20 protein-coding genes and 1 riboswitch are annotated in these 16,523 nt (G+C 66.9%); of the genes, 12 read left to right on the forward strand and 8 right to left on the reverse strand.

The features are described 5' to 3' along the window. The first annotated feature begins 170 nt into the window (after positions 1-170). Together ASE96_RS10575 and ASE96_RS10580 are read left to right on the forward strand one after the other, a co-directional pair. The gene (locus ASE96_RS10575) at positions 171-1,256 is read left to right on the forward strand and encodes an S-(hydroxymethyl)mycothiol dehydrogenase (RefSeq protein WP_056429695.1); all 1,086 of its coding nucleotides are present in this window, start codon (positions 171-173) and stop codon (positions 1,254-1,256) included. Beyond that, positions 1,253-1,897: an MBL fold metallo-hydrolase gene (locus tag ASE96_RS10580; protein ID WP_056429697.1), complete on the forward strand. Its 645-nt coding sequence runs from the start codon at positions 1,253-1,255 to the stop codon at positions 1,895-1,897. Before ASE96_RS10575 ends, ASE96_RS10580 begins: the two co-directional genes overlap by 4 nt. Positions 1,898-1,971: 74 nt before the next feature. Here the strand turns inward: ASE96_RS10580 and ASE96_RS10585 are convergent, their stop codons facing one another. Further along, positions 1,972-2,721 carry a lipoate--protein ligase family protein gene (locus ASE96_RS10585; protein WP_056429699.1) on the reverse strand — a complete coding sequence of 250 codons (750 nt, stop codon included), beginning with the start codon at positions 2,719-2,721 and terminating at the stop codon, positions 1,972-1,974. 16 nt (positions 2,722-2,737) lie between these two features. On the opposite strand from ASE96_RS10585, the gene ASE96_RS10590 reads away from it, so the two are divergent. The 4 genes from ASE96_RS10590 to ASE96_RS19165 all read left to right on the forward strand — a co-directional run bounded on the left by ASE96_RS10590 (position 2,738) and on the right by ASE96_RS19165 (position 4,416). Beyond that, the gene (locus ASE96_RS10590; protein ID WP_056429701.1) at positions 2,738-3,121 is read left to right on the forward strand and encodes a DUF2177 family protein; all 384 of its coding nucleotides are present in this window, start codon (positions 2,738-2,740) and stop codon (positions 3,119-3,121) included. A gap of 59 nt (positions 3,122-3,180) precedes the next feature. Beyond that, a complete protein-coding gene (locus ASE96_RS10595) occupies positions 3,181-3,603 on the forward strand; it encodes a hypothetical protein (protein ID WP_156367562.1) in 423 nt (140 codons plus the stop codon). Between the two features lie 170 nt (positions 3,604-3,773). Next, entirely contained in the window at positions 3,774-4,259 is a 486-nt protein-coding gene (locus ASE96_RS10600; RefSeq protein ID WP_056429705.1) for a DUF6325 family protein, read from the forward strand. A gap of 1 nt (position 4,260) precedes the next feature. Further along, a complete protein-coding gene (locus tag ASE96_RS19165) occupies positions 4,261-4,416 on the forward strand; it encodes a hypothetical protein (RefSeq protein ID WP_156367563.1) in 156 nt (51 codons plus the stop codon). Positions 4,417-4,520: 104 nt separating this feature from the next. On the opposite strand, the gene ASE96_RS10605 is transcribed toward ASE96_RS19165, so the two are convergent. Beyond that, complete coding sequence (locus ASE96_RS10605; RefSeq protein ID WP_056429710.1) at positions 4,521-5,327, reverse strand: thioesterase family protein; 807 nt, start codon at positions 5,325-5,327, stop codon at positions 4,521-4,523. Between the two features lie 379 nt (positions 5,328-5,706). Here ASE96_RS10605 and ASE96_RS10610 point away from each other — a divergent pair, with 379 nt between their 5' ends. Both ASE96_RS10610 and ASE96_RS10615 read left to right on the forward strand, forming a co-directional pair. Further along, positions 5,707-6,417 carry an endonuclease/exonuclease/phosphatase family protein gene (locus ASE96_RS10610; RefSeq protein WP_056430025.1) on the forward strand — a complete coding sequence of 237 codons (711 nt, stop codon included), beginning with the start codon at positions 5,707-5,709 and terminating at the stop codon, positions 6,415-6,417. A 54-nt stretch (positions 6,418-6,471) separates the two neighbouring features. Beyond that, positions 6,472-8,124, forward strand: a complete 1,653-nt coding sequence (locus ASE96_RS10615; RefSeq protein WP_235500207.1) for a SulP family inorganic anion transporter — start codon at positions 6,472-6,474, stop codon at positions 8,122-8,124. A gap of 18 nt (positions 8,125-8,142) precedes the next feature. Here the strand turns inward: ASE96_RS10615 and ASE96_RS10620 are convergent, their stop codons facing one another. Both ASE96_RS10620 and ASE96_RS10625 read right to left on the reverse strand, forming a co-directional pair. Next, the gene (locus ASE96_RS10620; RefSeq protein ID WP_056430028.1) at positions 8,143-9,819 is read right to left on the reverse strand and encodes a DUF5671 domain-containing protein; all 1,677 of its coding nucleotides are present in this window, start codon (positions 9,817-9,819) and stop codon (positions 8,143-8,145) included. After that, complete coding sequence (locus tag ASE96_RS10625) at positions 9,816-10,454, reverse strand: hypothetical protein (protein ID WP_326952107.1); 639 nt, start codon at positions 10,452-10,454, stop codon at positions 9,816-9,818. The genes ASE96_RS10620 and ASE96_RS10625 overlap by 4 nt, the downstream gene beginning before the upstream one ends. A 203-nt stretch (positions 10,455-10,657) precedes the next feature. Here ASE96_RS10625 and ASE96_RS10630 point away from each other — a divergent pair, with 203 nt between their 5' ends. Beyond that, positions 10,658-12,115: a DUF5129 domain-containing protein gene (locus ASE96_RS10630; RefSeq protein ID WP_056429714.1), complete on the forward strand. Its 1,458-nt coding sequence runs from the start codon at positions 10,658-10,660 to the stop codon at positions 12,113-12,115. 5 nt (positions 12,116-12,120) lie between these two features. Here ASE96_RS10630 and ASE96_RS10635 read toward each other — a convergent pair whose 3' ends face one another. Together ASE96_RS10635 and ASE96_RS10640 are read right to left on the reverse strand one after the other, a co-directional pair. Continuing rightward, positions 12,121-12,312 (reverse strand): DUF1918 domain-containing protein, encoded by a 192-nt coding sequence (locus ASE96_RS10635; protein ID WP_056430034.1) that lies wholly within the window; start codon positions 12,310-12,312, stop codon positions 12,121-12,123. Between the two features lie 72 nt (positions 12,313-12,384). Further along, positions 12,385-13,395 (reverse strand): serine hydrolase, encoded by a 1,011-nt coding sequence (locus tag ASE96_RS10640; protein WP_082492682.1) that lies wholly within the window; start codon positions 13,393-13,395, stop codon positions 12,385-12,387. A 277-nt stretch (positions 13,396-13,672) separates the two neighbouring features. Here ASE96_RS10640 and ASE96_RS10645 point away from each other — a divergent pair, with 277 nt between their 5' ends. Then, positions 13,673-14,260: a dihydrofolate reductase family protein gene (locus tag ASE96_RS10645; protein WP_056429716.1), complete on the forward strand. Its 588-nt coding sequence runs from the start codon at positions 13,673-13,675 to the stop codon at positions 14,258-14,260. A 63-nt stretch (positions 14,261-14,323) separates the two neighbouring features. Here the strand turns inward: ASE96_RS10645 and ASE96_RS10650 are convergent, their stop codons facing one another. Beyond that, the gene (locus ASE96_RS10650) at positions 14,324-15,061 is read right to left on the reverse strand and encodes an NlpC/P60 family protein (RefSeq protein WP_156367564.1); all 738 of its coding nucleotides are present in this window, start codon (positions 15,059-15,061) and stop codon (positions 14,324-14,326) included. Between the two features lie 8 nt (positions 15,062-15,069). Further along, a riboswitch (cyclic di-AMP (ydaO/yuaA leader) is annotated at positions 15,070-15,257 on the reverse strand. 190 nt (positions 15,258-15,447) lie between these two features. Here ASE96_RS10650 and ASE96_RS10655 point away from each other — a divergent pair. Continuing rightward, the gene (locus tag ASE96_RS10655) at positions 15,448-15,717 is read left to right on the forward strand and encodes a hypothetical protein (RefSeq protein ID WP_056429719.1); all 270 of its coding nucleotides are present in this window, start codon (positions 15,448-15,450) and stop codon (positions 15,715-15,717) included. 9 nt (positions 15,718-15,726) lie between these two features. Here the strand turns inward: ASE96_RS10655 and ASE96_RS19315 are convergent, their stop codons facing one another. Further along, entirely contained in the window at positions 15,727-16,167 is a 441-nt protein-coding gene (locus ASE96_RS19315; RefSeq protein ID WP_162238821.1) for an AfsR/SARP family transcriptional regulator, read from the reverse strand. Positions 16,168-16,257: 90 nt separating this feature from the next. On the opposite strand from ASE96_RS19315, the gene ASE96_RS19320 reads away from it, so the two are divergent. Then, the gene (locus ASE96_RS19320; RefSeq protein WP_162238822.1) at positions 16,258-16,407 is read left to right on the forward strand and encodes a hypothetical protein; all 150 of its coding nucleotides are present in this window, start codon (positions 16,258-16,260) and stop codon (positions 16,405-16,407) included. Positions 16,408-16,523: the final 116 nt, after the last annotated feature.

Consider the following 16,523-nt stretch of genomic DNA (forward strand, 5'->3'; position numbering starts at 1 on the left):
CCAGTTGTGCAGCAGAAACTGACTGTGCACCAGAAATTGATTTGTGCACCGGACAGTGACTGTCCACCAGACGTTGCACGACAAAGTTTGCGACACAAGTCCCACGACCAAAGTCTCGCGGCATAGAGTCTTGCGATGAGAACCGCGACAAGAGCAGAGGAGCTATTTCCATGGTCCATAAAGTCAAAGGCGCAGTAGTCCGTTCCAAGAACGCACCCGTCACCTTGGAGGCCATCCTGGTCCCGGATCCCGGACCCGGCGAGGCCCTCGTGGACATCCTCACCTGCGGCGTCTGCCACACCGACCTGCACTACAAGCAGGGCGCCATCAACGACGACTTCCCGTTCCTGCTCGGCCACGAGGCCACCGGCGTCGTCAGCGCCGTTGGCCCGGACGTCACCGAAGTCGCCCCCGGCGACCGCGTCGTGCTGAACTGGCGCGCCGTCTGCGGCGAGTGCCGTGCCTGTGCCAAGGGCCAGCCGCAGTACTGCTTCAACACGCACAACGCCACCCAGAAGATGACGCTCGAGGACGGCACCGAACTCAGCGCGGCGCTCGGCATCGGCGCCTTCGCCGAGAAGACCCTCGTCGCCGCAGGTCAGTGCACCAAGGTCGACGCCGAGGCTGACCCGGCCGCCGTCGGGCTGCTCGGCTGCGGCGTAATGGCAGGCATCGGCGCCGCCATCAACACCGGAAACGTCAAACGCGGCGATTCGGTCGCGGTCATCGGCTGCGGCGGTGTGGGCGTGGCAGCCGTCGCCGGCGCAGCGCTCGCCGGCGCCACCACCGTGATCGCCGTCGACATCGACTCGAAGAAGCTCGACCGCGCCAAGGACCTCGGCGCCACCCACACCGTGGACTCCTCCGCCGTCGACCCCGTGGAGGCGATCCGCGAACTGACCGGCGGCTTCGGCGCCGACGTGGTGATCGACGCCGTCGGCCGTCCCGAGACGTACAAACAGGCGTTCTACGCCCGCGACCTCGCTGGCACGGTGGTTCTGGTCGGTGTCCCCAGCCCCGAGATGACCCTGGACCTGCCGCTGCTGGACGTCTTCGGCCGCGGCGGTTCGCTCAAGTCCTCCTGGTACGGCGACTGCCTCCCCTCGCGCGACTTCCCCATGCTGATCGACCTCTACCGGCAGGGCAAGCTGGACCTGGACGCGTTCGTCACGGAGCGCATCACGATCGACCAGATCGAGGAAGCCTTCGACAAAATGCACTCCGGCTCGGTGCTCCGCTCGGTGGTGGAACTGTGAGCGGCCGCGCAGACGGGCTCCGGATCGACCGGCTGGTCACCTCGGGCACGTTCTCGCTCGACGGCGGCACTTGGGACGTCGACAACAACGTCTGGATCGTGGGCAATGACGCGGAATGCCTCGTGATCGACCCTGCCCACGACGCCGACGCGATCGAGGCGGCCGTTGCCGGACGGACCGTCACCGCCATCCTGCTGACCCACGGCCACGATGACCACATCGCCGCCGTCGGCGAATTCCGGAAGCGCGTCGACGCTCCGGTGTACCTCAACCGCGAGGACTGGATGCTGTGGGAGCGCGTGTTCCCGGGAACCGAACCGGACCACGCGATCGAGGACGGCGACACGTTCGACGCCGCCGGCGCCCGGCTCCAGGCGCTGCACACACCGGGGCATTCCCCCGGCTCCATGTGCTTCTCGCTGCCCAGCGAGGGCACCGTCTTCAGCGGCGACACCCTGTTCCAGGGCGGCCCCGGCGCCACGGGCCGGTCCTACAGCGACTTCCCCACCATCATCGAGTCCATCAGGAGCCGTCTGCTGACGCTCCCGGCGGACACCGTGGTGCGCACCGGTCACGGCGATCCGACGACTGTCGGCGCCGAGGCCCCGCAGCTCGAGGAATGGATCGCCCGGGGCCACTAGGCTGCAGCGGTCACAACCGAGCCAGTGAGCAAGGCCGGGCACCTCGGGGTGCCCGGCCTTCCTCGTTGCCGGTCTTAGCCGAGCAGGCTGCCGAAGTCGCCGTACTCCAGGGCGGCGTAGCGGGCGTAAGTGGCGGTCACCGCCGCCTCGATGGCGTCCATGTCCAGGTGCGGGACGAGGTCGTTGACGGCGCCCGCCGTGGCCGGATCCCAGTCCAGGCCCAGGGCGGCGTAGCTGGCCTCGAGCACCGCGCGGATCGGGGCAGAGTTCTCCACCACGATGACCGAGCTGAACAGCCAGCCGCCGGCCACCACCCGCTGCGCCGTCCCGATCAGCTTGAGCTGGTGCTGCGGAAGCGCCGGGTCCTGGCCGTGGACGCTGAATTCGCCGGGGCAGTACTCGCCGGGGATCTCCCCCACGGCGGCGTCCACTCCGGCGCTCCGGAGGGCGTGGGCCAGCAGCTCGCCGAAGAAGGAAAAGCGCCCCTTGGCCCCGGCGATCGCGTCCCGGTCCGGCTCCAGATGATCGATCACCAGGGTCCCCTCGTGGTACGCGGCAGCGCGGCCGCCGGCCTTGCGGACCAGCGGTTCGAAGCCCAGTTCGCGGCAGGCCTGCGCCGCGGCGTCGAAGCCCTGCAGGTGCGTGTCCCGCTGGCCGAAGGCCACGGTGGGTGCCGGCCGGTAGAACCGGAGCATCGGGCCCACTTCGCCGGTCTTGACTTTCCGCAGGAGTTCCAACGCGAGGTCCAGATCCCCGGCGGCGCCCAGGGAGGACTCCTGCCGGAAAATCGTCAGCGTCCGTGGTGCCACCGCGGCCTCCGGCATGTTGTTATGCTCCCTTATGGTCATCTTGCAATTCCTCGTCGTAGCCGCCGCGTTCGCCGTCATCGATTCTGTCTGGCTCAAGTCGATGAGCAAGTTCTACCGGAACCATCTGGGGCACCTCATGGCGGACAAGCCCAATCTAGGGTACGCCGTCGCCTTCTACGTCCTGTACATCGCAGGAATCGTCTTCTTCGCCCTCCAGCCCGCGCTCGACGGCGGCAGCTGGCTCACGGCGCTCGGTTACGGCGCCGCACTGGGCACCTTCGCCTACGCCACCTATGACCTCACCAACGCGGCGACCCTGAAGAACTGGCCGCTCATCATCGTGGTCGCGGACATCGCCTGGGGCGCCGTGCTGACGGGCCTGGCCACAGTGGTCGGCTGGCTGGTCTTCCACTAGGGACCGCGCCACAAGGGATCCCGCCCCCAGACGGCTCATGTCTGAGGGGCGCTTCTTATATGGAAAAGCTTTCTGATGGGGGAGCAGATATGAAGTACCGATTTACTGGCGGCGCTGCCGTGGCCATCATCGCCCTCGGCCTGGGGTCATGTTCTTCTGCCGATGTCACGCCGCCGGCGGATGGTGGAACATACGGCACGATTGGCGACCTGAAGAAAGCTGTTGAATCCGCTGGCCTGCTGTGCCCGGAGCTGGTCTTGGACAGGCCCCCTTCCAAATTCTCCACCTCCTCGGGAAGCTGCAGCGAGGACTTGTCCCTGGCTGTCTACTCCACCGAGGTGACTCTGGAGTCGCAGCTGGAGTTCTGGAGGCCTGTTGGGCAACGTTCGATCAATGTCGGCAAGAACTGGACCGTAGTAACCGCCGACCCGAAACGCCTTGAGAAGAAACTGGGCGGCACCGTCCTTCACACAGGGCCGTAGCCCGCAAGTCAGGAACCATTCTCCTGCCTCGGCCCCTACTGTCCTCAATGCCGAAACGGGAGGCGAGGTCACCCGGCGCGGATGAGGCGCCGCACCTCACCGGAGGCACAGACTGGAGCTGCTGCGGTCCATCGGATCGCCTTGTACCCAACAAGAACGGAGGCTTCAGCATGGCTGAGACATTGGATGAACTAGGGCCCGTGGACTGGATCGTCGTGGAGTTCCCGGGGCCGAACTTCGGCAACGGCCAGATCGCCCCTTTCCTGGATGACCTGGTCAAGCGTGAGCTCGTTAGGGTGCTCGACATGGTGTTCCTGAGGAAGACCGAGGACGGCACGCTCGAGACGGCAGAGATCTCCGACCTCGAGGAGGGCCAGCTCGGCGAGGTGCGCATGGCCGAGGCCGAACTGGCCATGGTGCTCTCGGAGCAGGACGTCATGGACCTGGCCGCCACCATTGAGCCCGGCCACTCCGCCGCGGTGCTCGTCTGGGAGAACCTGTGGGCAGCCCCCTTCGGCTCGGCCATCCGCAAGGCCGGGGGCCAGCTCGTGGCCAGCGGCCGGATCCCGACCCAGGCCGTCATCGCCGCTTTCGAAGCGGACGCCCAAGCCGAAGACGAAACCCAGACGCCCGAAGCACTTAAGGAAGGAAGCTGACATGCCACTCGCAGCACGACGCAGGCGCCGGACCGCCGCCGCCGTTGGCGGAGCAATTGTCGTCGCCCACGGGATTAACCGTCGTGGCGACCGCCGTGAGGACCGTCGGGACGACCGCGGCGACCGGCGGGACGACCGTCGCGACCGTCGCGACTGACCAACTCGGCTGACCGCCGCGACGGACATACGGAGCCGGATCCCGGCTCCCCCTAGTGCGCATGACCCTCCTGGGTCATGCGCACTTCACTTAGGAGTCATGACCTAAGACTTCCGAAGCGTCAGGATCTGCTCGGCGCGGCCGAAGGGGCCCTGGAGGTCATGCAGCACAGTCGAGGTCAGGCCGATTCCGTCCGTGCCGAAAGAGACCTCGTTGTCCAGCCCCAGCCATTCCCCTTCGGGGCGGCGGTACATGTGCACTTGAAGGTCCAGATTGGGGAACGCGTAGCTGCCCTTGCCCGGCGGAACCCGGGCGGCGATCCCGTTGGCGGTGTCCACCAGTCCGATCAGACGGGACAGGTCGCTGCTGTCCTTCCGGTCCGTTAGCGGGTGTTCCGTGTGCAGCCAGACCGTCCCTGAACCCGCGCGGTGCCCGTCGGCAATCCTCATTTCCAGCGAAGCGATGTAGCCGCCCGGCCAGATGCTCGCGGCGTCATACGGTTCGCATACCTGCGGCGCGGGAATCCGCGGGTCCTCGAACGCCGCGATCGCGCCCGTGTCGGACATGATCATCCGCCAGGCCGTAGCACGGATGGCGACGCGCCCCTCCGCGACCAGTTCGGCCTGCACCAGCTCGATGGTCCGGCCCGGGCGGAGCGTAGTGGTGATGACCTCGAACTCGCCGCCGGGGATCAGCCCGAGGATCTCATAGCTCAGGCGTGCCATCCGCATGTCGTCCCGCGGTTCGTGCCGCTCCAGGCAGTCCGCCATGATGCCGGAGGCAGGTGCCATGTGCTGTTCGTGCTCGTTCCAGGCCCCCTGGGCGTGGATCGTGGAGCGGAAACGCCCTCCGCCCAGCACCTCGTAGTAGAAATCGCCGTCGGCAAGCACCGGTAGTTCCGCAGTCGTCACTGTCTGCCCTTTCGCGTGGCTGGTAATCCCAGAACACACTATCGCCTGCGCGCCCGCGACGGGCCCGGGTTTGCGATAGCCGCGACTCATATTCCCGCCATGGTCCCGCTGCGCTACGCGAACCGCCACGCGACACGCAGGAACCCTGTCGTTACCGGAATTCGGGTAGCGGCAGGGCCGCTCCGCAGCGCCAGGCGCAATCCGCGTCGCCAGACACAATCCGCAGCGTCAAGCGCAATCCGCGTCGCCAGACACAATCCGCAGCGTCAAACGCGTGGCGCCGCCCGGACCAGGGGCCGCTGTTCCCTCGCGTCCGGCCGGACTGGGTAGACTCGGAATCAGACTGTCCGCGACTATCCACCGAAGAGGTGTTCCCCTGATTCGAGTCATCAGCTACAACCTGCGTAAGCACCATGCCAGCGGTGAGCTGGTTGATCTGGCCCGCGATTTTGAGATTGATGCCTTGTGTCTGCAGGAGTGCGACACCAACGACCTGCCGGACACTATTGGTGATCTGCACCTTGCAGACGCCACCAAGGGCAACCGGCTGGGCCTGGCGATCTACTACCGGATGGACCGTTTCAGGGCGTTCGAAACAAAGACCTTCGCCTTGAAGAAGTCGCTGCATGACCGCGTCCTCTCCCCCGCGCACGAGCGGCTCATCGGCACCCGGGTGATCGATAACGAGACGGACCACGACCTCGTCATCGCGTCGTTCCACGCGGCCCCGCTGACGGCCTCCAACTCGCTCCGGCGGAACCAGATCCACGCCGCGCACGCGGAGCTGATGAGCATGGGCGGCGGCCTGATGTCGCTGATGGTGGGCGACTTCAACTACCCGTTCTTCACCAAGAACCTGACGGCCCAGATGAAGGACGCGGGCTACGACCTGACGCTCAGCGACCGCCGGACCTACACGCGGTACAAGGTGTTCAAGGGCCACTTTGACTTCGCCACCTCGCAGGGCCTCAACATCGAGAGTGTTGAGACCCTGCCACGTGGGGCCTCGGACCACCTTCCCATCCTCATTTCAGCGGAGTACGGCCAGGACGCTCCCGCGGCCGACGACGCCGAGTCCCCAGCCGCGTAGCCACGGGCCACCATGCGCCGAGCCTGGACACCACCCCTCCCGCCGGGCCTAAGGATGGTGCGGGACTATGAGCGTCCCTGGCTGAAATCCGATCTTGCCTCGGGGGCGGCCCTGAGCGCTTTCCTCATTCCGGCGGGTATGGCGTATGCCGAGGCCGCGGGGCTTCCGGCGGTCACGGGACTTTACGCCTCCGTCATCCCCCTGCTCGCCTACGCCGTGTTCGGCCCCTCCCGTGTCCTGATTATCGGCCCGGACTCCAGCCTGGCGCCCATGATCGCTGCCGCCATCCTGCCTCTTGCCGGCACGGATCCGGACCGCGCTGTGGCCCTCGCCGGCGTGCTGGCGCTGGTGATCGGCGGCCTTCTCCTGGCCGGCAGGGTCTTCAGACTGGGCTTCGTCACCGGGCTGCTGTCCAAGCCCATCCGGGTGGGCTACCTCAACGGAATCGCCCTGGTCATCATGCTGAGCCAACTGCCCAAGCTGCTCGGCATTCCAACCCCCGCCGGCTCACTGGTCAACAGCGCCGCCGGCACCGCGCAGGCTGTCGCCCAGGGTGCCATCAATCCCCTCGCTTTGCTGTTTGGTGCCGGAACCATCGCCGTCATCGTTGGGTGCCGCTTCTTGCCGTGGAGGCTCCCCGGCGTGCTGATCGCCGTCGTGGCGGCCTCGGCGCTGACGGCCGTCCTGGACCTGACGGGGGCGCTCCCCACCGTCGGAGCCCTGCCCCCCGGCCTGCCCGCGCCCGCCCTCGGCGGAATCAGCGTGGACGACGTCATCTCACTGCTGGGTCCGGCGGCCGGCATCGCCCTGATTGCCTTTGCCGACACGTCGGTCCTCTCCAAGAGCTTCGCTGCCCGGAGCGGTGTCCAGGTGGACGGGAACCAGGAGATGGGTGCGCTCGGCGCGGCGAACGTGGCCAGCGGCTTCTTTGGCGGCTTTCCGATTTCCGGCAGCACCTCGCGGACCCCGATCGCCCTCGAGGCGGGCGCCAAGAGCCCGCTGAGCGGAGCTATTGCCGCCGCCCTGGTGGTGCTGTTTATGGTCGCGGCGCCCGGCGTCACCACCTTCCTGCCCTCCAGTGTCCTGGCCGGCGTCGTGATGGTTGCCGCGGCGTCGATCCTCGATGTGACGACGCTCCGCCGGCTCCTCAAGATGAGCCGGACCGAGGCCGCCCTGCTGGTGGCCACCTTCCTGGGCGTAGCGTTTGTGGGTGTGCTCGAAGGCATCGTGGTTGCTATCGGCCTGTCGCTGATCGCCTTTGTGCTCCGCGCAGTGGACCCCTACCGCACCGAACTGGGCAGCGTGGGCGACATCCCCGGCTACCACGACCTTGGCCGGCACCCCGAAGGGCAGCGCGTCCCCGGACTTGTGATCGCACGCTTCGACGCCCCGCTCTTCTTCGCCAACGGGGCAGTCTTCACCGAACACATCCGTTCGCTCGTGGCCGACGCTTCGCAACCGGTGCGGTGGGTGATCGTGGCGTCCGAGGCGATCACCGGCCTGGACACCACTGCACTGGATGACCTTGTGGCCCTCGATGATGAACTGGCGAAACGCGGGATCAGCCTGGTGTTCGCCGAGATGAAAGGACCCATCAAGGACCGCCTGATCCAGTTCGGCGTCAGCAGCAGGTTTGGTCCGGACCACTTCTTCCCCACGGTCACCAACGCCGTGAGGAGCTACAAGAGGACCTTCGACCTGGAGTAGGACAAGGATTCCGCCCGCTCAACCCCGGAACGGAATCACATCGATCCTGCCGTCCGGCCCGACTGTCACCAGCACCTGCCTGCCGGTCACGCCCTGGAGCTTCCCGGCCAGTTCCGCGGCCAGCCTGCCGGCGTCGGGACCGGCATTTGGACCCGGCCCGACGTCGGCCCGCCGCCACACCGTCACCCTGGCTCCGGTGGTGTCCTCGATGACCCGGTGCAGCGGTGCCGGATCGGTGCCGGTGACCAGGACGACGTGACCGACAGTCTGCTTCCGGGCGGGCTGGGCTGCCCCGGTGACGGCACGCTCGCGGCGCCACACCGCGAAGTGATATCCCGCGACGAGGCCGGTGGCGACCAGCAACCCGAGCGGGGCCCGGATCCTGTCCACCACGCTGCCGCCCGAGACGTCGCCCAGGAAGTACCCGAACATCCGGTAGCCGATGACCAGCAGGGTGACGACGGCGACCACAGCGCTCAGACCGAACACCACAATCAGGTATATCCGGCGCGCGTTCTGCCAGTTGCCGGAACCGCCGGCAGGACCGGACGTCGCCGCGGTGCGCTTCTGCAGGGGCTTCCAGCTGAGCCACCACACCACCCCGCCAACCAGGAGAGAGCTGATGCCGCCGAGCAAGAGGGTGCGTGCGCTGGAGCCCGCAAGCGGGGAGGCCGCCATGGCGAGGGCTGCGTTCACGATCACGCCGATCCCGGAGGCCGCGGCCACCAGGGCGACGCCGGACGTCACCAGCCGGCTCCCCTGCCGGATGGCTTCCGAACTTTCCCGAGCCAGCCCGCGGTGGTACACCCAGACCAGTGACCCGATCGCTGCGGCGGCGATCGCCGGCGCCAGCGGCTCAAGCAGTTGGTCCATCGGTTCAGTGCGGTCGAAGGCGAGCCGCAGCAGGACGAACACGGCGACGCCCGCACCGCCAAGGGTCAGCACGCCGGCGCCGAGGACCCCGACGGCGATGAGGCCGACGCTGGCGAGATCGCCGCGCAACCGCCGGCCGCCGTCGTGCTTCCAGTGCCACCACCAGACCAGCCCGCCGCCCACTGCCCAAACGAGGGACTGCAGCGCCGACACCCACCAGGGCTTACCCACCGTCGCGGCGGCCAGCGCCCCCCGCAGGGCGGCGTCCAGCAGGGTGGACAGGGCGGTGACGGCCCCGCTGACCCCTATCACCAGCCCGATGTAGCTCCCCAGCACGGTGGGAACGTCCAGCAGATCCAGCGGCCGCCTGCGGGGATGCCGCCACATCCACCGGTGCCAGACCCAGACGGCGGCCCACACCAGCCCGGTGGCCAGGGACAGTCGCCATTGCAGCGACTGGCCGCCGATCAGCGTGGTCAGCGTACTCAGCAGGTTGCTCGTCGCCAGCACCAAGGCAAGCACGTACATGCCCGTCACATACAGGCCCCAGCCGATGGACGCCCGTTCTGTTTCGTCGTCCAGGCGCCGCCAGACGGCCCACCAGAGCAGCGCCGCGAGGGGTCCGCCGATCAGGGCGAACGCCAACGAGCGCGCCAGCCCGGCCACATCCCCGGTGGCCAACTCGGTACCCCCAGCCAGGAGCCGGGCCAGCAGCCCGCTGAGTCCGACGGCGGCGATCACCACGAGGGCGAAGAGCAGCAGGTAAGTGATGAGGCGGCGGACGGTCCGCTGGGCCGAGCCCACGACGGATTCAGCGGTCATCGCTTCACCGCCGGATCCGGGCACACCGTCAGTTGCCAGGGGGCGCTGTTGATGAGCCAATTGTCCCCCGTCTTGACGAGGTCAAAGACGTCCTCGATCTGGTACTCGGCGCTCCCGAACGGCCCGCCGGCCTCGGAGACCGTGATCAGCACCTTGACGTCCGCGGATGCGGGGCGTTCAGTGGTTGAGACGAGGGTGACGCGGAGGTTGTCCGCGGGCGCCGATTCCAGGTTGTTGCAGCGGTTCTTGGCGGCGTCGGTGAGGTAGGCGGCCGCGGCCGCTTCGTCCCCGGCGATCACGGCGGCGGAGTACCGCTGGACTACGCCGGCGGGCGTGGACTCGTCCACGGGCGCCGGCTCCCCCCGGGTGAACACGACGATCAGGGCGACGACTACCAGCACGGCGATGGCGGCGACAATCGCGAGCAGGGTCCGGTCCGGCCGGTGGCGTGCCGCGGGCGTTGAGTCGTTCGGCGCTGGTTCGTTCGGCGCTGGTTCGTTCGGCGCTGGTTCGTTCGGCGCTGGTTCGTTCGGCGCGGGTGCGTTCGGCGCGGGTGCGTTCGGCGCGGGCTCGTTCGGCGCTGGACCGTCCTGCGGGGGTTGGTTGGGCTCGGGGTCGTTCGCCACGGGACTCATGCCGTCAGTATGGGGCAGGGAGCGTCGGCCGTCACTGTGCCGTTTGGCCCCATTCCGCCCTGACCTGCTGTTTCGCTGCCTTCGGACACCCGTGAGCGCAGCGAGCCGGCCGCGACGCTGCTGCCCTTCGGGCCCGGGCACCGCGCCGGGACCGCAGGGGCAGCAGCGTCGACGCGGCCCGCGGCAGGCACTACGCTCAGGAAATGGGAATCGTGCGGAAAGTCCTCGGTGTCCTCCTGCTGGCAGTGATCGGCTTGGTGGGCACGGCGCCGGCGGCGCTGGCCGTCACGCCGGTCGGCATTGTCGTGGAGGACCGGGCGGGGGTCCTGGACGAAAACACACTCCTGCCGGCCGTACAGGCGATCGAGTTCTACCAGCCCACCAAGGTGGCCGTTTACACGTACAACGGCTCGGCCTCGGCCAACCTCAATGAAGAAGTCCTTCGGTTTGCCCGGGCCGAGCATCCGGAGTGGATCAGCGGGGACGGGCAGAAATGGGCGGACGGACTCTTCATCTTCGCCCTGGACCCGGTGGGCCGGCAGGTGGGGACCTACATGGGTGAGGACCGTAAGGTCTCACTCGAACAGCGCGAGGACATCCAGAACGCTTCCAAGGAACTGCTTCGCGATGCCCAGTGGACGGAGGGCACCATCGCCGGTATCCAGCGGGGCGCCGAACTGATCAACCAGCCGTGGTACCGGTCCACGGCCTTCCTCGTCGCTGCGTGGACCGCCGTGGCAGCCGCCGTCGCGGGCGCCGCCACCTGGCTGATCGTGCGTTGGCGGACCAGGGTCAGCTGCCGCAGGGAACTGGCCCGCGGCGACGCCAGCTACTCCAACGTCAGCATGGATCTCCAGGTCACGGAGCTCAACGCGGGCACCATCCCGGAAGCCTCCCGCTACGGCAGCACCGTGCTGGAGAAGCACCGGACCTTTATGGCGAAGTACAACACCGCCACCGGCCTGGCCAACCAGGTCCATGCCCTCACGCCCAGGGGCCTCAGCAGGCGGCCGAACCTGAAGCTGGTCCGGAGCTACGCCGACGCCGCTGCCGAGCTGGACGCCCTTGACGACGTCATCGCGGACACCAACGCCCTGCTGAACCGGGCCTCCGCCTGGGCTCCCGCCTGGGACCGGCAACTGGCTCCCTACCGCGCTGACCTGGCTGCGATCGAACAGATGCTGAGCAAGCACCATGCTGAGGGCGACTCCGCCACTGCGGCAGCCCTGCGCTCCTTCCGGGACCAAAGCCACCGGGACATCGAACGGTGGACCGCGGAACTCGCCGACGGCGCGATCACGCCGGAGACCGCACTGGACCGGCTGCGCGACGCGCGCACGCACCTGTCAGAGCTGCTCAAGAACCACGCCGACACCGTCATCGATGGTTTCGCCAGGAACGAGAAGGAAGCCGCCCTGATGCGCAGGGATATGGAGAGCGCGCAGGCCGGGAGGAAAGCGAAGTACGGGCGGGCCTACGAACCCAGCATCCTGGGGACCGTGTATCCCGCGTACTACTTTTTCTCCGTGCCTACCTTCAACTCGGGATTTACCACCGGTGTCCACAGTGTCAGCAGTGCCCGGGGCGGAGGCGGCAGCACCACAGGATACGGCGGCAGCGGCGGCAGCTTCTCCGGCTCCGGCAGCTCATCCGGTTTCTAGTAGCGTCAGTCGGCCTTGCCGTGTTCGACGACGAAGTCGCCGCCGGGGAACAGGATGGTCTCGTGGCCGTCGTCGAACCGGACGTGATACGGCGGGGCTCCGTCAGCCCCCTTGACCTCCAGTATTTCCCCGTGCCGGTCCGATGACTCGACCGTGGTGCCACGGATGATGATGCGGTCTCCCTGTGATGCTTTCATGGCATTCACCTCCCTTTCCAACCTACGATTGTGTGTCCTGTTGCGGAACGGAGCTCAGTTAAACGAGCACAGCTAAAAGAGTCCGGCGGTAACTGTGCCGGTGAGTTGGTGGATGACGCGGGTCCGTGCAGCCATGTCCGACATGTCCTGGCCCAGCGTGTAGACCACAAACACGAACGCCCGTTTCCCCTTGACCAGAATGCTGGCGTCGTGGAGATTGCCGAACAGCAGACCGTACTTGTGGAAGACGGCGACCCCGGGCGGCACGGCGGCCGGGATCAGCACTTCGTAGTTGGTGTTCTGCATGTAGGACAGCAACTGAGCCGTGTGTCCGGCATTAAGCAACCGGCCGCTGTACAGCTCTGACAGGGTCCTCGCCATCTCTGCCGGAGTCAGCGCGTTCACGGTCCGGTCATACGGGATGCCCAGTGACGCGGCATAGTCTGTCAGTCCCTGGTGGCCGATGGCAGCGAGAATCAATGCCCAGGAGTCGTTATTGCTTTGCTGGACCATCTGCCGGATCTGTTGGCCAGCGGTGGACGCCCCCATCGGGGCCGCCAGCGACGCCTGGCCGGTTTCCACCATATGGTAGTAGGCCGCTGCGGCGAGGATCTTCCCGGTACTGGCAGCCACAAACTTGTCCGTCGCCCCGTAGGTGTGCACCTTTCCATCGGCCATATCGATGAGGGCCACACCGAGCCCGTAGGCGCTGTTGGCCTTGATGACCGCAGTGATTTGCGCGTCCAGAGCAGGTCCGATGCTGGGAGGTACGACGGTGGGCGTCGGCGTCGGCGTCGGCGTCGGCGTCGGAGCGGTGGCTGACGGCGATACTGCCGACGCCGCTCCCGCGGCACGGGCAGAGGCGGAAACGGACGCTGCCGGCGGAGCGCCGGCATCGACTGGCGAGCTGGCCTGGATGGTGGCATACACACCCGCCGCCAGGATCAGGCCGAGGACGGTCACCAGCACGATGAGGAACTGCGGGCGGATCCCGCCAAAACGCCGGATCCCGTGGGTCCCCTGGGCCGGCTCCGGTGCATGTCGGCCGCTGCTGGAGTGCCGGCTAGGTTCAGAAGAATCCATCGGACTCAACCCCTGCACGTCGGCGGGAGCGCAACCTCGGCTGACGCCACACGCGGGTTCACAGGCATACTCGTCCTTCTTCGTAACGTACCGCGGCGCGGCTTCAAATTTCCTGCATTGTGCCCCCGCCCCGGCCGGAGCGCAAGAGTCCGGTCCGCAGAAGCGCCGGTCCAGCGGACATGGTGCCTCCCGGCGTCGGGCTTTCCCGGCCCCTGTCAGGGCCGCCCGTAGCGGCGTACGCTGGATCGCAGCCCCTCAGCCCAGTATAGGAGCCGCCATGCGCAAGGTCATTTTGATGATGCAGGTATCCCTGGACGGATTCATGGAGGGTCCGGACCGGGATCTGAGCTGGCATCGGGTCGATGACGAACTGCACAGCCACTTCAATGAAGAGCTCCGGAATATGGGGGCCTTCCTGGACGGCCGCGTCACCTATGAGCTAATGGCCGGGTATTGGCCGACTGCGGACCAGGACCCCTCGAGCACGGCCCCCGAGATCGAGTTCGCCCGGATCTGGCGGGACATGCCCAAGATCGTCTACTCCAGGACCCTCGCGGAGGCCGGATGGAATACCGAGGTGGTGCGCGACGTCGTCGTCGAGGACGTTGTGAAACTGAAGGGGCAGCACGGCGGTGACCTCGCGCTTGGCGGCGCCAACCTCTCGGCGGCCTTCCGGCGGCTCGGCTTGATCGACGAGTACCGGATCTATGTCCACCCGGTAGTGATCGGACAAGGCAAGCCGCTGTTCCAGACGACAGAAGCCATGACGCCGCTGCGGCTGCTGGGGAGCCGCACCTTCGGCAATGGCGTCGTGCTGCTGCGGTACGCACCGGAGCCGGACAACGGGCGCGCAGAAAGCCGGTGATCCGTTGCCCCCAAGGCAACCGATCGACCGGCTTTCTCCGTGCTGCTAGTTGTGGTGCTGCTGTTAGCCGGCGCGGACGAACGTCACGGGACCGGTGGCGGTCAGCCAGGACAGCGGGTGCGCCATGGTGGCGTTGACGCCGTTCATGCCGCCGCTGATGGCCTGGCCGTTGCCGGCGTAGATGGCAACGTGGCCGGACTGGACGATGATGTCGCCGGGCTGCGGGGTGGAGACAACCTTGCCGTATTTCAGGAAGGCTGTGGGTCCGATGTCTCCCACCGGAATGCCGGCTGCGTTCAGGGCCTTCTCCACCATGGCGGTGCAGTCCTGCGTGATACCGATCTGGCCGTAAGCCATGGACAGCAGGGTGGCGTTGACTCCGCCGGCTGCCGGGGCGGCAGCGGCGGGGGCCGGTGCCGACTGGACCTTGACCGTCGCCTTGGCGGCCGGAGCGGGAGCGGGAGCCGGGGCGGGTGCCACCGGTGCCTTCGGAGCGGCCGCGGGCTTGGGTGCCTCGACCACGGGGGCCGGCGCCGTCTCAACGGCGGGGCGCTCAAAGGTGATCTTGACGGCGGAGTCCGCCATGACCGGTGCTACGACTTTGCCCTTGACGTCAACGGACGACGCCGGGGAGGAGTCGCGCTCCGCCGGAGCATCGGCTGCATTGGCGGCCATGGCGCCGCTGAGCACCATTCCGGATGCGGCGACGAGGACTGCTGCCTGGCGGCCGAAGGTTCCGGCGGTACGGCGTTTGCTGCGAAGATCGGCGTGCTTGGGCGCACGGGTATTGCTAAAAGTCATTAAAGGAGCCTCTCCCAATGCCTGCGAGGTGAGCTGTCGGATTCGGATGGGAGGCACCCGGCCGCACTCGGGCCCGATCATGACGGGCCGTGCGGCTTCACCCCAAGACCCCTGGAGAACAGCGGGTCAAATGTGGTTTCCCCGTCTCTGCCGGACGTTGCTTCTAGTTATCCCCGGGCCGCGGCAGAGTTAGGCAATCGGCTGGGGAGAGCCCGTCTCGGAAACAACAGGCACCTAACAACGGTAACGGAATGATCACGGCATGTCACATTGAGGTAACGGCGGAGGGGGTTGCGGGCACACTTGCCCCCGGTCTTTCCCCACGTCGGAGGCTGCTTCAGGAATAGGATGATGGCATCACCGTTCCCCACAGCGGAGGCCCCGAAATGAACAGCCCCGACGTCACCAGGCACTGTGTCGCCATCTGCCAGCTCAGTGGTGAGCCGCAGGAGGACTTCAACGTCAATACGGAACTGCTGGTACTGGAGGACGGGGAAGTCCACGTGTCCACGTGGGACGCCGAGCCACGCGACGGCGGCTTCGACGTGCACGTCCTGAACGACCGGGTGGACGCCCTCGGTTTTATGGTGGTCACGGATTGGGAGTTCTTCGACGAGAAGGCCTACGCAGTGGTGGAACGCCGGCCGGGAACCTGACAGAAGCCCTCACAAGCGCGGAAGCCTGGACGCGTCACGGACCCGCTCCAGCAGCCGCGGCGAGGGACGCAATCCCAGCTCGGTCCACAGGACGGAACTGTACTGCCGCAGGTACCCGTGGGCAGCGGCCACGTTTCCTTCATCAAGGCAGATGTCGATGAGAACGGCGTGCACGGATTCACGGAGCGGTTCAATGGCCTTGGCCCGGAGAGCCGCATCGATCGCTTCCGGATACCGCCCCAGATTTCGCAGCCGGACGGCCAGCGCCTCCAATGCATGCAGCTGGACCTGACGAAGCCGTTCCCGCTCAATCAGGAGCCAGTCTTCATCCCACGCCGGCAGCAGATCGCCGGTCAGCGGGGAGCTGTTGGTATCTTCCACCGACAATTCCCCGCCGGGTGCCAGCAGCCGGGCGGCCTGTGCCCGGCACTGCTGGAGATCAGTAGTCACGTCACGGCCCAGGGCAAGCTCATTCCGGCCTGCTGAGATCAAGGACCCGTGCACCGCCCGGATTCTCCACAGGGCTGTGCGGAGGCTCCCGTGGCCGTGATCCACGGTGGAATCCTCCCACAATTTCCCAATGACGGCCTGTCTGGAACATTTCACGTCGTCCTGCCGGGCAATTGCGAGAAAAGCCAAAACCCGCTGGGCGTGAATGGGCAGATGAAGCTGACTATGGGCGAGGAATAGGGAAAAGCCGTTCAAGAGGAACAGGGCCGGGTGAACCTCCGATGTCGAATCTGCGACGGAAGATGGGCTTGTTGCAGACGTCATGACAAAACCCCACGTGACATATAACGCAGAAA

Origin of the sequence: Arthrobacter sp. Leaf69, from assembly GCF_001422645.1 — a bacterium.
Classification (GTDB): domain Bacteria; phylum Actinomycetota; class Actinomycetes; order Actinomycetales; family Micrococcaceae; genus Arthrobacter.

Excerpts from the sequence above, each read along its gene's own strand:
- ASE96_RS19165 (WP_156367563.1), top strand. The coding sequence starts at position 4,261 with ATGCCACTCGCAGCACGACGCAGGCGCCGGACCGCCGCCGCCGTTGGC.
- ASE96_RS10585 (WP_056429699.1), bottom strand. The coding sequence starts at position 2,721 with ATGCCGGAGGCCGCGGTGGCACCACGGACGCTGACGATTTTCCGGCAG.
- ASE96_RS10590 (WP_056429701.1), top strand. The coding sequence starts at position 2,738 with ATGGTCATCTTGCAATTCCTCGTCGTAGCCGCCGCGTTCGCCGTCATC.
- ASE96_RS10595 (WP_156367562.1), top strand. The coding sequence starts at position 3,181 with ATGGAAAAGCTTTCTGATGGGGGAGCAGATATGAAGTACCGATTTACT.
- ASE96_RS10635 (WP_056430034.1), bottom strand. The coding sequence starts at position 12,312 with ATGAAAGCATCACAGGGAGACCGCATCATCATCCGTGGCACCACGGTC.
- ASE96_RS10620 (WP_056430028.1), bottom strand. The coding sequence starts at position 9,819 with ATGACCGCTGAATCCGTCGTGGGCTCGGCCCAGCGGACCGTCCGCCGC.
- ASE96_RS10640 (WP_082492682.1), bottom strand. The coding sequence starts at position 13,395 with ATGGATTCTTCTGAACCTAGCCGGCACTCCAGCAGCGGCCGACATGCA.
- ASE96_RS10650 (WP_156367564.1), bottom strand. The coding sequence starts at position 15,061 with ATGACTTTTAGCAATACCCGTGCGCCCAAGCACGCCGATCTTCGCAGC.
- ASE96_RS10575 (WP_056429695.1), top strand. The coding sequence starts at position 171 with ATGGTCCATAAAGTCAAAGGCGCAGTAGTCCGTTCCAAGAACGCACCC.
- ASE96_RS10615 (WP_235500207.1), top strand. The coding sequence starts at position 6,472 with ATGGTGCGGGACTATGAGCGTCCCTGGCTGAAATCCGATCTTGCCTCG.
- ASE96_RS10655 (WP_056429719.1), top strand. The coding sequence starts at position 15,448 with ATGAACAGCCCCGACGTCACCAGGCACTGTGTCGCCATCTGCCAGCTC.
- ASE96_RS10600 (WP_056429705.1), top strand. The coding sequence starts at position 3,774 with ATGGCTGAGACATTGGATGAACTAGGGCCCGTGGACTGGATCGTCGTG.
- ASE96_RS10645 (WP_056429716.1), top strand. The coding sequence starts at position 13,673 with ATGCGCAAGGTCATTTTGATGATGCAGGTATCCCTGGACGGATTCATG.
- ASE96_RS10625 (WP_326952107.1), bottom strand. The coding sequence starts at position 10,454 with ATGAGTCCCGTGGCGAACGACCCCGAGCCCAACCAACCCCCGCAGGAC.
- ASE96_RS10630 (WP_056429714.1), top strand. The coding sequence starts at position 10,658 with ATGGGAATCGTGCGGAAAGTCCTCGGTGTCCTCCTGCTGGCAGTGATC.